This is a genomic window from Bdellovibrio bacteriovorus str. Tiberius, assembly GCF_000317895.1.
Classification (GTDB): domain Bacteria; phylum Bdellovibrionota; class Bdellovibrionia; order Bdellovibrionales; family Bdellovibrionaceae; genus Bdellovibrio; species Bdellovibrio bacteriovorus_F.
This window is the reverse complement of the sequence record NC_019567.1, coordinates 2614912-2628660: the sequence shown is the minus strand read 5'-3', so window position 1 is coordinate 2628660 and position 13749 is coordinate 2614912. Positions and strand designations below refer to the sequence as shown.

The 13749-nt window shown below is 52.0% G+C and carries 12 protein-coding genes; 4 read left to right on the top strand and 8 right to left on the bottom strand.

From position 1 onward, the window contains the following. Positions 1 to 3 precede the first annotated feature (3 nt). Both BDT_RS12475 and gcvH read right to left on the bottom strand, forming a co-directional pair. Entirely contained in the window at positions 4 to 429 is a 426-nt protein-coding gene (locus BDT_RS12475; protein WP_015091606.1) for a Fur family transcriptional regulator, read from the bottom strand. Next, a complete protein-coding gene (gene gcvH, locus BDT_RS12470; RefSeq protein ID WP_015091605.1) occupies positions 426 to 812 on the bottom strand; it encodes a glycine cleavage system protein GcvH in 387 nt (128 codons plus the stop codon). The genes BDT_RS12475 and gcvH overlap by 4 nt, the downstream gene beginning before the upstream one ends. Before the next feature lie 81 nt (positions 813 to 893). Between gcvH and BDT_RS12465 the strand changes: the two genes are divergently transcribed. Together BDT_RS12465 and BDT_RS12460 are read left to right on the top strand one after the other, a co-directional pair. Beyond that, positions 894 to 1658, top strand: coding sequence for a YoaK family protein (locus tag BDT_RS12465; protein WP_015091604.1), 765 nt, complete (start codon positions 894 to 896; stop codon positions 1656 to 1658). A gap of 76 nt (positions 1659 to 1734) precedes the next feature. Next, a complete protein-coding gene (locus BDT_RS12460) occupies positions 1735 to 2280 on the top strand; it encodes a hypothetical protein (protein WP_015091603.1) in 546 nt (181 codons plus the stop codon). A 35-nt stretch (positions 2281 to 2315) separates the two neighbouring features. On the opposite strand, the gene BDT_RS12455 is transcribed toward BDT_RS12460, so the two are convergent. Together BDT_RS12455 and BDT_RS12450 are read right to left on the bottom strand one after the other, a co-directional pair. Beyond that, positions 2316 to 3722: a hypothetical protein gene (locus BDT_RS12455; RefSeq protein WP_015091602.1), complete on the bottom strand. Its 1407-nt coding sequence runs from the start codon at positions 3720 to 3722 to the stop codon at positions 2316 to 2318. Further along, a complete protein-coding gene (locus BDT_RS12450) occupies positions 3722 to 4333 on the bottom strand; it encodes a DUF502 domain-containing protein (RefSeq protein WP_015091601.1) in 612 nt (203 codons plus the stop codon). Before BDT_RS12450 ends, BDT_RS12455 begins: the two co-directional genes overlap by 1 nt. A 169-nt stretch (positions 4334 to 4502) precedes the next feature. On the opposite strand from BDT_RS12450, the gene BDT_RS12445 reads away from it, so the two are divergent. Then, entirely contained in the window at positions 4503 to 6377 is a 1875-nt protein-coding gene (locus BDT_RS12445) for a S8 family serine peptidase (RefSeq protein ID WP_015091600.1), read from the top strand. 93 nt (positions 6378 to 6470) lie between these two features. Here the strand turns inward: BDT_RS12445 and mgtE are convergent, their stop codons facing one another. From mgtE to BDT_RS12425, 4 genes are all read right to left on the bottom strand, one after another. Continuing rightward, positions 6471 to 7814 (bottom strand): magnesium transporter, encoded by a 1344-nt coding sequence (gene mgtE / locus BDT_RS12440; protein WP_015091599.1) that lies wholly within the window; start codon positions 7812 to 7814, stop codon positions 6471 to 6473. A gap of 75 nt (positions 7815 to 7889) precedes the next feature. Further along, positions 7890 to 9752, bottom strand: a complete 1863-nt coding sequence (locus BDT_RS12435; protein ID WP_015091598.1) for an ABC transporter ATP-binding protein — start codon at positions 9750 to 9752, stop codon at positions 7890 to 7892. Then, positions 9745 to 11538, bottom strand: coding sequence for an ABC transporter ATP-binding protein (locus tag BDT_RS12430; protein ID WP_015091597.1), 1794 nt, complete (start codon positions 11536 to 11538; stop codon positions 9745 to 9747). The genes BDT_RS12435 and BDT_RS12430 overlap by 8 nt, the downstream gene beginning before the upstream one ends. After that, positions 11535 to 12164: a 2OG-Fe(II) oxygenase gene (locus BDT_RS12425; protein WP_041577790.1), complete on the bottom strand. Its 630-nt coding sequence runs from the start codon at positions 12162 to 12164 to the stop codon at positions 11535 to 11537. The genes BDT_RS12430 and BDT_RS12425 overlap by 4 nt, the downstream gene beginning before the upstream one ends. 31 nt (positions 12165 to 12195) lie before the next feature. Here BDT_RS12425 and BDT_RS12420 point away from each other — a divergent pair, with 31 nt between their 5' ends. After that, entirely contained in the window at positions 12196 to 13704 is a 1509-nt protein-coding gene (locus BDT_RS12420) for a flavin monoamine oxidase family protein (protein WP_235046115.1), read from the top strand. Positions 13705 to 13749: the final 45 nt, after the last annotated feature.

Genomic DNA, 13749 nt, shown 5'->3' with positions numbered 1-13749 from the left:
GATTTATTCGCACTGGGAACAGTGGCCATAAAAGACGACGGACAGATTGGCTTTGGCGAAGTCGTGGATTTCCTTCAATGTCTTTTCGATGCGTTTGAAAAGGTCCTCATTGCCTTTGATCACTTTACCGCAGGACTTGCAGATGCAGTAGTGATGTGGCTTTTTGTCGAAGATGTACTTAAAGACTTTTCCCTTCTGCGGAATATGCAGTTCCTGAATAACATCCAAAGAAATCAATTTTTCAATATTGCGATAAATCGTCGTGCGGTCCGCTTTGGGCAGATGCTTGGTCATGAAGCTTTGCAAATCTTGGGGGCGGACAGGGTGATTCTGATGATCCAGGAAAAACTGGATCATCAGCTTTTTGGAAGCGGTCATGCGCAGGCCGTGAGACTTTAAAAAAAGAACTAAGTCGCGGTGCTTTTTCATTTGCTGATCAGGGCTTTGTAGTCCCGGGAGCGAATCAGACTGGAAAGGTCGCGCTCGTTGTCCATTTCGATACGAAATAGCCAGCCTTCGCTCATTGGATCGTCATTGAGAGGCGTGGGGTCCTCAATCAGAGAGGCGTTGATCTCCAGCACTGTGCCATTGATGGTGGAGATCAGATCATGGATGTTCTTCACGCTTTCAATGGAACTCAAGGTGTGGCCCGGGGTGGTGTGCTGACCCTCTTCAGGAAGCTCCATGTAAAGAATTTCGCCCAGGCGTTCCAGGGCATATTCGGTCAGGCCGATTGTCGCGAGATTCTCATCGACGTGCAGCCACTCGTGATTGGTCGTGTAATACAGTTCTTCGGGCAAGAAATAGGGCATGACGTCTTCGTGCCTTTTTTGTGCCGAAGAGTCAAGTTGTAATTGCATCATGTTGCAATAGTGAGTATAGCAAAGAGTGTTATGATCTACGGCAACGAGTCCATTTCCCACTATACCAAAAGTAATATTTCCGTATGGATGCTGATGGCTTTGCAGGCGGGGGTTCTCAATATCGGGGGCTTTATGGCCTGCCATCGTTTTGTTTCTCATGTGACCGGTTTTGCCACGTTTTTCGGTTTGGAGTTGGCGAAGGGGCGACCGCGATATGCCTGGGGCATGTTGCTGGTGCCTTTGTTCTTTTTGTTTGGGGCCATGTTGAGCGGTCAACTGGTGGATATCCGCCTGAAGCTCCGAAAGAAGCCAAAATACTATATCGCCTTCGGTTTCATCTTCTTTTTGACTTTGGTGGTCTTTGTCGGGGGAGCCTTGGGCTTTTTTGGCACATTTGGTGAGCCTTTGGGGGCTCGTCGGGATTTTGTGCTACTGGCTCTGTTGTGTTTGGTCTGTGGAGTTCAGAATGGCACCATTACCACCGTGTCCCGCTCTGTGATTCGAACGACACACTTGACGGGGATTACCACTGATTTGGGGATTGGCTTGGTGCGTATTCTGAACCGGCACAAGCTGCATGATGTGGAAAATGAAGAAAAGGCCACCTTGATGCGCTTGGGGATCATTCTGTTTTTCGGATTGGGCTCGGTGTTGGGCGGGTATGTTTTTTCCAGATACGGGCATTTGGGTTTTCTGTTGCCCGTTTGCAGCTCTGGGATTTTGTTCGTGGCGATGACTTACTTCCGGTTTGCCAAAAAATTCCAAACCTCTCTCCGGGGCCATTCTGACTCCTGATTTTTTGGCCTGGATCTTGCTTTTGTAACTTCCGTCTTCTCAATGGGGGAGAAGAAAAACACCGGGGGTTGTGATTATGTCGCTTATAAGAAGTTCTTTGGTTCTGGTTCTTTCTGCATCCTGTTTTCTTTTTGCCCACAGCGCCGGGGCGCAGGATCGATCGGCTGAACGCATCCGCATTCTTGAAACCCGCGTGAATCAATTGGAAGGCGTCATCAGCCAGATCAATCAGCGCGTTTCCAATCTTGAGTACAATCAAAGACCGGAACCATACCCACCTCCAGCTGCTTTGGAGGTGGCCTGCATGATCACTGATTCCGGCTACAGCAAAGTTTTTCTGGGAAAAGGACGTATCAAACTAGAGGCGGAAGCGTCCGCTCGTGAAGCCTGTGGCAAGGGTGTTCACGCCAGCTACTGCCAAGGGGCGGTGAAGTGTTCTGACCCGCGCACCGAGCGCCCGATTGCCGGGGCTATTTGCATGTTAACTGATTCCGGTTACGGAAAAACATTCAAAGGGGAGGGGAAATCATTGGTAGAGGCTGAATTCAATGCACGCAAATCCTGTGGCGATCAGGTGCACCCATCTTACTGTGTGCCGAACGTTCGCTGCGACACTTTCTAAGAATTTAAATTTTAATTTGAAAGGAACTTCGGCCTCTATCTGAGGCCGAATAGTTTTTTAGACTTGATCAGATCACGAGCACTTGGCGGGACCAGTTGCTCCCATTGAGAATCACCGGATTCAATCATCTTCATCACATCTGCAGAATGCAAATAGTCACCAGTCTCGTCACAGCCTGAGATGTCCACGATCTGCTTGTTTTCAATGAAATGAGCATAGATATGGCGCAGGTGCGGGGACGGGAAGAAGCTTCTTGCCGTCAGGCACAGATTCGGTGTCTTGTGCGGATAGATATACAGTTTGGTTTTTTGCTCTAACAGTTTGCCAAGACCTTCCAGTAGACCACCTTGCAGGTTGCTGTAGTGCTCTTCTGTGAAGAGCTTGTTCAAGTGGCTTGCACCCACAACCAGCGCCATAAAGTGCGGGTTGTAGCGACGGATAAAGCGTTTCAGTCCATAGAACAGGAAGAAATTGGAAATCATGACGTGCACACCCTGACTGGTCAGGGTTTCCACGCGCTCCAGGAAGTCCTTTTCATTGACGTGTCCGTCAGTGGTCAGATTGTGCATGGTCAGTTCCATGATCGGCAGAACTTCCAGGGCTTTGCCCTCGGTTGCCAGAACGTCGCCCTTCATCTGCTCAAGGCCTTTTTTCAGAACATCCATGTGGGTCACTGTGACCGGGCGATAGGTTCCACGCTGAATCAGCAGCGATTTGCCATAGATGGCGTCAGACACATTCAGGATCTCGTTTTTAGGCGAGAACAAGATCGCTTCCGCCAAGCCACGACGAACCAGTTCCAGATTCATCAGGCGCACGTCGAAATGCTTCACGGCTGCGCCCGAGAATTTGATCACATCAATAATGATCTGGCCGTCCTTCAGGCCCTCAGCCAGCAAAGGAATGAAGTCTTCGGGTTTATCCAGATGATAAAATGCACAATTCAAAAGATTCACACCCAGGATGCCCAGAGCTTCCTGTTGTTGCAGGCGATGACGATCCAGCATGCGCACATGCAGAATGATTTCATTGGCCGGGCCGCCGGGTTCCGCCTGGAAGCGCACACCCATCCAGCCATGGGACTGTTTATTGCTGCTGGAAGAGGCTGTTGCCACAGTGTTGGCCAAAGCGAAGAATCGGGACGTGGCACCGCGCGGGCCTGTCAGTCGATCGATCAACAGGCTGTATTCGTGATCCAGCATCTTGTATAGGCGCGGTTCACATACATATCGGCCGTTGGCTTCTTTGCCATAGATGTCATCGCTGACAACCATGTCATAGGCCGAGATGGTTTTGGCGATGGTCTGAGACGCTTTACCAGCCTGGAAGAAGTGGCGGGCCACTTCCTGACCGGCGCCGATTTCAGCAAACACGCCGTAACGACTGGTGTCCTGATTGATACGACGGGCTTTGCTCAGGGTGTTTTCAGAAGAATCAGACATTACTTTTTCTCGCCTTCGTTTTTGTCGGCCTTCACCCAGCCGGTGATGGCAAGACTCATGGCTTTTTCAATCGGCATATCCAGCGGAGTGATGCGATTTCTTGGAATCATCAAAGTGAATCCACCCAAACCATAGCTCATTGGAATATAAACTGCGACGCGGTCCCCGGCATTTTGTTCAATGGCAGGAACGTCTTTGAAGCTTTCACGGGTCACAAGGCCCATGGCGCGGATCGGGGTTTCGCCCTCACCAATATCCACCAAGACAACTTTTTGCAGACCGCCCGGGCCTCCACCCTTGGAAAACAGATTCATCAGGTCGCGCAGGGGACTGTAGATGGCTTTGATGAAGGGAACTTTGGTCAGCTTTTGTTCCAGCTTTTGGAAGATACCGCCCGCCAGAAGGTTGTTCAGCATCAGACCCAAAAGAAGAATCAGCACAATCGTGATCAGGAACCCCAATCCCGGGATATAGATTGGCAGAATCTGGCGAAGAGCGTCCCCAAGGAAGCTGTCTACAATCGCGACGCCGGCGTAAATGATATAGATTGTCAGTGCGATCGGCAAAAATGTAACGAGGCCCTGCAAGAAGATCTTCTGAAGTTGTTTCATAGCTAGATGTCCTGTTCTCTGATGACCTATCGGCATTAAATAGATATCAGCTAAGCCCGCGGGCTTCAAGTTCTGACGCTGTCTCACTGTGAGACGCAGAATAAAAATAATTTGTCTAAATCCTCCTCGACTTCCGGCCGAATAGTAACTGAGTGGAAAAGGAGAACCGGTGACGCCGATTCTAAGAGGTCTTTTTATTTCATTGATTCTGATTGGGTGGAATGCGGGGGCGCAGTCAGCTCCTGAAGCTGTTCCTGGCGAGTATCTGATCAAGTTCAAGGCCTCCGCTGGAGGATCCGGGCTGGCTCAGACCAAATTGCAGGGGAAAGCCAACTTTAAGTCCGCCTTTCCGGGCTTGGGTGTGTTCCAGGTGTCTATGAAGTCTGACATGGACGAAAAAGCCATGTACGAGGCTTTAAAGAATGACCCGGATGTTGAATATATTGAGCCCAACTTCATTTTGAAAAAGAACGAAGTGGAGCCCAACGGTCCTGTCGAACGTCTGTCTTATGAAGACGTCGTGGCGTCAGGTTATGTGTCCTCAAATCCTTCCGTTTATTCCCAGTCCACGGCCGACACGCGTGTTGCTGAATCCTGGTCTCAGCAATCAGCGCTGGATTCATCCCATGGCAAAGTGATTGTCGCGGTGGTGGATACCGGGCTGGACAAAGCCCATGATGTTTTCAAGCCTTACAGCTCGGGCGGTACGGGCGCGCTTTGGATCAACCAGATCGAGGCCAACGGAACTCCGGGGGTTGATGACGATCAAAACGGATATGTTGATGACATCAACGGCTGGAACTTTATTTCCAATACCGGAAACTTCTATGACGACGACGACCACGGAACCCACGTGGCGGGGATCGTGGTGGGTGCGGGCCAGAATATCTTTGCCCGTCCTTTGGCAGAATCCAAAATCCAGGTGATGCCTTTGAAATTCCTGGGGGCGGGTGGTTCCGGTTCCACAGCCAATGCGATTAAAGCTATTTATTATGCCGTGAACAATGGCGCGCGCGTGATCAATAATTCCTGGGGTGGTTCGACTTACAGCCGCTCTTTGCATGATGCGATCACATACGCTTACGACCATCACGTGCTGGTGGTTTCGGCTGCCGGCAACTATGGCAGTAACAATGACTCGGCTCCGATGTATCCGGCCAACTATGATGTTCCAAGCAATATCGCTGTGGCTTCGACTTCCAAGTGGGATGACCGCTCGGGCTTCTCGAACTATGGCAGTTACACCGTTCATGTGGGCAGTCCGGGTGAATATATTGAAAGTACCGTTCCTGGTAACGACACAATGAAAATGTCCGGCACCAGTATGGCGGCTCCGTTTGTGGCGGGGATGGCGGCTTTGGCCTTGCGCGAAGCGACCAGTCTTTCCGGATATCAGATCAAACAACTGGTGTTGCAGTCCGCGGATCAGGTGTACTCCCTGAACGGCATTGTTTCTTCCAGTGCGCGTATTGATGCTTTAAGTCTGCTGAATGGGGCGCAAAGCATGTCGTCGACGATGGCTTCTCAGCCGTCGTACAAGCCATCTTATTTGTCTGAACGAGGTGTGGCTTCTGATGCTGCTGCTGGCGGCGGCGGTTGTGGCCTGGTTCGATCCGTTGTCAACCAGGGCCCGGGAGCGGGCGGTGGATCCGGCGGCAGTGCTGCGGGTGTTGTTTTCGGATTGCTGATGGTGCCTTTGATCTTGTGGCAGGTTCTGCGTGCTCGTGATCCGAAAGCGCGCCGTAAGCATGATCGCTTCAAGATGAGTTCAGAAATCCGCGTTCAGGTCGGTGAGCGTGAACTGGTGGGTTCTGTGAACACGATCTCTCAGGGTGGTTTGTCATTCAATACAGATCAGGCTCTGGAAAAAGGCGGTATCGTCACCATGCGCATCCAAAGCCCGGATGGCCACGAAGTCATCGAGGTGCAGGGTCAAGTGGTCTGGTGCGAAGAAAACAAAGCCTACGGGGTCGCCTTCGAGAACGCTCGAACCGGAACCCTGGCGATGATCCGCGACTGGACATCGGGACTTATTAAGACTTAGAGTACTGAAGTTAAGAAATAAAAAAGGGAGTCGAAAGACTCCCTTTTTTTTATTGCTGCGGTGTAGACCCGGAAAAGAACCGGGAACCTTTTTCTAGAGCAGAATTCCTGACAGGAAGAAGGATGCGGCCGAGAAGTAGATCACCAAGCCTGTGACGTCGACCAAAGTGGCGACGGCCGGGGCCGAAGCAGAAGCGGGGTCAAAGCCGACTTTTTTCAGGATGAAGGGAAGCATCGATCCGGAAATAGTTCCCCACAACACGACACCCACGACGCTGGCGGCAACTGTCAGACCCACTTGCATGTAGTGAGCGGTGTACAGTGTTTCACGATTCGGCCACAGCATGATTCGGATAAAACCGATCGCACCCAGCACCAGACCCAGGCAGGCCCCGGTCATGATCTCTCGACCCAGCACACGCCACCAGTCACGCAAGCGCACCTCGCGCAGAGCAATCGCACGAATAATCAAAGTGGAAGCCTGAGAACCCGAGTTACCACCCGAGCTGATAATCAGCGGGATGAACATGGAAAGCACCACGGCTTTGGACAATTCATCCTCGAAGAATGCCATGGCCGTTGCTGTGAACATTTCCCCCAGGAAGAGGATCATCAGCCAGCCACCGCGCTTTTTTAACATCTCGAGCATCGAGATCTTCAGGTACGGGGCATCCAGGGATTCAACACCCCCGATTTTATGAATATCTTCGGTCGCTTCTTCCTGAATGGCCGTGGCCACGTCATCGAACGTAACGATACCTTTCATGATACCGTTTTCATCGACAACCGGGACGGCCATCAGATCCTGTTGCGAGAAGATGCGACCGATTTGCTCCTGGTCCATTTCAACAGGAACTTTCAGAACATCGGTGTGCATGATCTCTGCGATCTTTTTTTCAGGTGAAGACTGGAACAACTCGCGGAAGGAAACCACGCCCAGAAGCTTCTGGTCGGAATCCAGCACGTAAGCGTAATAAATCGTTTCAACGTGGGTTTTGGCCTGAATGCGGATGTAGCTGATGGCTTCATCCACACTCATGTCAGGACGCAGGCGCACGAAACGGGAGCTCATCAAGCCCCCGGCGGCGTCTTCCGCGTAAGCCAGCAGGGCCGTGACTTCACGTTTGGTCTGCGGGTCCAGCAAAGACAGGATGTCTTCTTTGTGGTCGCCGCCCATTTCCTGGATCAAATCGGCCACGTCATCGGGGGCCAGCAGGCGGATCCAGGATCTCTTTTCAAGATGAGTCGCTTCTTCGATCAGTTCGGCCTGATCGTGGGTCTTAAGGCTTAGGAAAAGCTCTTCAGCATCGGTGCGGGGCAGGTCTTTGAATTTTTCACGGCGCTCGGCCGGACTAAGGGCAGACCAGCTCTCGGATAGAATGAGAACTGTGTCTTGATCCTGGACTTCGATGTTGTTCTGGTTGTTGTTGCTGTCCATCTCGCCCCACCAGTTGAAAATTTATGCTTTGCCCGATGAAATACCCCTTATCATCGGCAGGGGCAACCCTAATTGTTAGACCAGTTCTGTATTTTTAAAGCGAGGCAGCACTTCCGATGTCGGCCCCAAAGCTTTGATCTCGCCATTCTGTAACCATAAGATTCGATCACACTTTGCAAGCGTGGACAGACGGTGGGCAATAATAATCTGGGTGCGGTCCGAGAAGAATTCTTCAGTCGCGCGGACCATGATTTCTTCAGACTGGGGATCGACCGAGCTGGTGGCTTCGTCCATAATGACAATCGGGGCTTGTTGCAGCAGGCAGCGCGCCATGCACAGAAGCTGACGTTCCCCCAGGGACAGGTTTTTACCGCGTTCCTCAATGCGCATATCCAGGCCACCGGGCTGAGCCAGCACCCATTCGCGCAAGCCCACCTGTGCCAAAACGGAAAGCAGTTTTTCTTCCGTCAGGGTGCCTTCAATATCCAGATTAAAGCGCAATGTTCCCTGGAACAGAATCGGTTCCTGGGAAATAAAGGCCATGGATTTGCGGTACAGGTTCAGATCCACGCCGTTGGTCGCCGCGGTCAGTTTCGGTTGGTGGGTGTTGATGGCAATCTGGCCTTTGTCGATCGGGTACAAATAGAACAAAGCCTGAATCAGGCTGGATTTGCCTGAACCCGTGCGTCCCACGATACCCAGGCGTTCGCCGGCCTTCACGTCAAAGTTGACGCCTTTAAGAACCCATGGCAGGTCTTCGCGATAACGGAACCACACGTCTTGTACTTGGACAGAGGCATTGCGTTCTTCGGTCAGACGGCGCGTGGACAGGTACTTTTCCACACTCGGAGAATAAGTCGGGTGTCCCGTGGCAAAGGTGGCCGTTGAAGGCAGCAAGCTGCCTTGTTCGATGTTCATGCGCATGTACTGATCCAGTCTTTCAACGCCGATCATGGCTTCTTCAAACTGGGTCAACCATTCAAAGAACATCTGCACGGTGTTGCCGGAAAGCGCGATAAATGCAAAGGCCACACCGACAGATCCGACCGTCGCCCAGCCTTTTTCAACCATAAAATAAGCCGACACGCCGGTTACCAACAGCAGTAAGGCCGTCAGACTGTTCATCTGCAACGAGAAGCTGAGCAGACTTTTTGTGGTGTCCATCTTTTGCGTCAGGAAGTGGCTGTCCAGGCGTTCAAAACGTTCACTGAATGACTGCTGACGGCGGAACGAGCGAATCGTGCTGGCCCCTTGGGTGGTTTCGGCAAAATGCGCGATGCTTGGAGAACGGCTGGCTGACAGTTCACGACGAGCCGTGCGCAGTTTTTCCTGATTCAGTTTGTAAATCAGATAGTTCATCAACGCGATAAAGACCACAAAGATCAGATACACCGGATTTGCCACGGTGATCAGAATGATCATCATGGTCAGATCAAAAATGATGGAAATAAATTCGGCCAAAGGTCCGCCAAACAAACGGAAGACGTTGCCATAGTCACTGGAAAAACGTGTGATGATTCTTCCGGCCGGAGTGTTGTCAAAGAAACTCATCGGCAGGCGGGACGTGCGCAGGGTCACTTCATCATAGAATGAAGAAATCGCCTGGGCCGACAGGCGCGAGAAGCTCACCCGGAAGGTCATGGTCAGAACGAAGCCCGTCACCGCCATCACCGCCAGCAGGGTGATCAACTGGGCGGAGCTTAAGCCTGACAGAATGTTTTCTTTGCCGACAATGGTATCAACCCAATAGCCGATCACGTTGGTGTTGGCCAAAAGCAAGCCGCGCCCTGTGATCCCCAGAATCAGACAAAGAATGATGCGGGTGAAGAACGGGCTGTAGGCAAACTTCAGGGTTTCGAAAATGGTCTTGTTATAGCCGCCGTCTTTTTTGGTGTCGCCATCGCTGAGGTATTTGGCTTTGATTGGAGCACTAGACATGAGACACCTCCGCCTTCTTTGCGGATTCTTTTTCAGTGGCTTCTTTGGCAACGCTGGTCGTGTATTCGCGGAATTTTTCGTTGCGCGACAGCAGTTCTTCATAAGTGCCCGAATCAATTATCTGACCGTCTTCCATGAACAAAATACGGTCCACTCGATGAAGCGCGCTGAGACGGTGAGTCACCAATAGACGGGTGCGGTCCGCCCAGGCACCCAGCAGAAGTTGTTCAAATAATTTATGTTCAGTGTCGACATCCACGGCACTGAGGCAGTCATCCAGCAGCATGATCGGCGCTTCGTGATAGTGCACACGCGCCAGTCCCACACGCTGTTTTTGGCCGCCGGAAAGATTCACGCCGCGCTCACCGATCTCGGTGTTAAGGCCTTTTTCCACACGCTCGGTGTCCAGATCAAACTGCGCCAGACGCAAGGATTCTTCCACCATCGGGTCCCGCTCCGCTTCAATGTCGTATAAGAAGGCCACGTTTTCGCGCAAGGTGGCGTTCATGATAAAGCCTTCCTGCGGGACATAGGCAAAGTGCGCACGAACTTCATCAACTGGAACATTCAGGGCGTTTTTGCCACCCAGGTGATAGAAGTCAAAGTGGGCTCCAGTTTCTTTCAGCAATGATAAAAGCAGCATGGATTTACCGGCGCCCACTTCGCCGACCACGGCGACAAATTCCCCGTGGGCAATATCCAGATCCACATTTCTAAGAATTTTTCTTTGTGCTACCGTTAGATTTAAGCCGCGCACCTGCAGGGCATATTTGTCAACCAGTTCGGCTTGACGACGTTCCAGGGAGTTTTCCGCGGTTTCATTGTTTTGGGTCGAGAAGAATTCTTCCAGACGGCGCAGCGATGTCCAGGAATCAAAGGCAAAAGTAAAGAACCACGGCATCTGACGGAAGGGACGGGTCAGGAACACCGCCACAATCCAAAGCAACGCCAAAAGTTCACCGCTGGTCAGGGTGTGTTTGGAGTAAAACACCAAAGTTGCCAATGCCACCACATTCAGGAAGAACGTGATGGAAGTGGAAATCGAGTTCATCATCTGACCGTTGGTGACCATGGAAACACGGTTGCTGGTTTCGATTTCACGTTTGGCGAAGATGTTGCTTTCAAAGTGATGGGTCCAGCTTAAGATGCGGATGGTGCGAATGTTCTGAATCCACTCATTCACCAGACCAATGCGTTCTGCTGCCAGTTGCTTGAAATTGAAAAAGAACTTCGACTGACGAAACGCCATGAAAGTGTTCAAACAGGAAATTCCCAGCATCACCAGCACGGTCGGCCACAGCGGAATATCAAACAGCAGCGAAATTGCAAAGGGTGCCAGAATCAGGGGGAAGATCGTGGAAGCGCCGGCCGGCAGCGTCTGATCCAAAAACACGGTGGCCCCTTGAACGTCGGTGGCGTACAGGGAAACAATTTCCCCCACCGGGCGGCCGCTCATGGTGTCGACACGCAGATGCAAGGTTTTATTGTAAAGACGTTTGGCAAAGACCTTTTGCATGTGCAGGGCTTCGCGAACGCTCAGAAAGTTTGTCAGTTGCGAGAAAGCCTGGGCCAGCAAAACACAGAAGAAGGCGCCAATGATGTAAGACAGGGTGTGATCAAACTGGATGAAGTGCAGCTTGCTTTCGACTCCGGTCAATTGGTCGATGAATTCCTTCTGAAAGAAAGGACCCATCAAGCCCAGAACCGCCGCTACCAAAGAACATAACAGAACGGTGAGGCGGGCGTGGATACGAGTGAAAACAACTTCTGCAAACAATGACTTCATGATGCGTCGTTCCTAAACCAGCCAGTCAGACTGAGCCGGGGTGAATGACTCTTTTCCACCTGATGGGGAAAGAGATCGCTGCGGAAAAGGACAAATGTTCCAAGGCGGGGCTGCACTTGCGCCAGCAGAAGGTTTTCATCTTCGGGGCTGTACAAACTCAGTTCTCCTCCGTCGCCTTTTTGCCAGTGGGCATTGAGGTAGAGGATGAAAGTGATCCGTCTTGCGCCGGAACCGCGGTGGTTGTCGATATGCTTATCATATCCTCCGCCGGGAGGATACAGAGCAAAGTGAGATTCAAATCTTTGGAGACCCAAATAAAAATTCTTATTCAGTTTCTGGCGCAGAATTTCAAGCTCGGCAAGGAACTGCTTTTGCAAATCCGAGCCCGTGTCCTGCTCCAGCCACAGAGTGAAATCACCCCGAATCCCGGTATTCACGGTCTTCGTGTTTGAATGTCCGATAGAGGCTTTGTTCAGGGCCCCGGCAGCATGAAGATTTTGACACTCTTGGGCGAGTGCCCGACAGAAATCCTCTGAGAAAACCTCAGTTGCAACGGACCAGTGATGGTCCTCGAGGACATCAAACATTCTATCGAGATTTGTGAGATTGATTTGATTCTGCTTCAAAGTGTTGCCATTCTATGCAGGTGAGGGATTGATGGCAAAAAGTTCTTTTACTCGTCGCGAGTTTTTAAAAATCTCGGCCCTGGGGTCTTCGGCTTTGGCATGGGGCGGCTGCGCCAGTGCCGAGCGATTCTTCATGGGTGATGCCCGCGATCTGCGCAGTGAAGTTGTCATTCTGGGGGCTGGCGCTGCCGGCCTGGCGGCGGCTTTTGAGCTGAAAAAGAAGAAAATCCCTTTCCGTATCTTTGAGGCATCCTCACGTGTGGGCGGCCGCGTGCAAAGCGTTCCCGTGTTCGGTGAAACCGGCCCCGTGGGCGAGCTGGGGGCCGAGTTTTTTGACAACTCCCACGTGCAGCTGCTGAGCCTTGCCAAAGAGCTGAATCTGCCGGTGCGCGAGATCAAAACCCCGACGGATGTGGAAGCACACCTGTTTTCCTTTGATGGTAAACAGTACCGCGTGAAAGACCTGCTGCCGCGAATGAAGACCCTGCAAGCGCCATTGCGCCGTGTGCGTCTGGATCTGTATCGTGATCAGGATGTGGTGCTAAGTTACAAAAATTCATTCCAGTACGAGCGCGCTGCTTACTATGACACCTTGTCGTTGAAGGATCTTTTGGAATCCTGGTCTTCGGAAGTGGACCCGGTGCTGCGTCAGTTGATCGAAACCCAGGCGGTTAGCCGTTTTGGTGTGGATGCCGCCGATCAGTCGTCTTTGCATTTCCTTTCCACTGTCGACGCCGAAGGCAGCTCGCTGCTGGGTGCGCGCACCACATACCGCATGGAAGGCGGGCTGTCGAATCTGATGCAGACGCTGGCTTCGCGAGTGGCCGGGGTCATCCCGGATTATTCGGTGAAGATGAACATGGCGCTGGTGGAAATGTCGTTTGAAAATGAAACCTTCGAACTGACTTTCCAGGGGGCGCAAGGCAAAGAAACCTTCCGCACGCGCAGCGTGATCTGCACAATTCCGTTCTCGAAGTTGCGTGAAGTGAAGGGCTTTATGGATCTGGAAATTTCCAATCTTAAAAAAGAAGCCGTGCGCACTCAGGAATACGCGACTCACTCGAAAGGTCTGATTCCGTTTGCGAACCCATTCTGGAGCACGCGCAGCGGTTCCACCCCGGCGAACCTGGGGAATTTCACGGGTGATTTCCTGACGGAAAAAATCTGGGATTCCGGGCGTTCACAAGCCGGCACGCAAGGCTTGCTGACGTGGCAGCGCGCAGGCAGTTCCGGTTTGAAGGCCGGGGCCTCCGCCACTGAAGACACCTTGAAAGATCTGGGCTTGTTCTATGGCGAAGTGCCGGCGAAACTTCACGGCCGGGACCAGATGGTGAACTGGAAGCAGCGCAAGTGGTCTTTGGGATCCATGGCGGTGTTTAAGCCTGGTCAGTATATGAAGTTCCGCGGAGCCGCCGCCGATCCGGAGTTGAACGGGCAGTTGCTGTTCGCCGGCGAACACACCAGCCTGCGTTTTGCCGGAACCCTGCAGGGGGCGATTGAAACCGGGCAGAAAGCTGCGGCCTCTGTGTCCTTGGGATAAAAAAAGGCCCTGATTCAGGGCCTTTTTCTTTTTTTGATTTTTCAG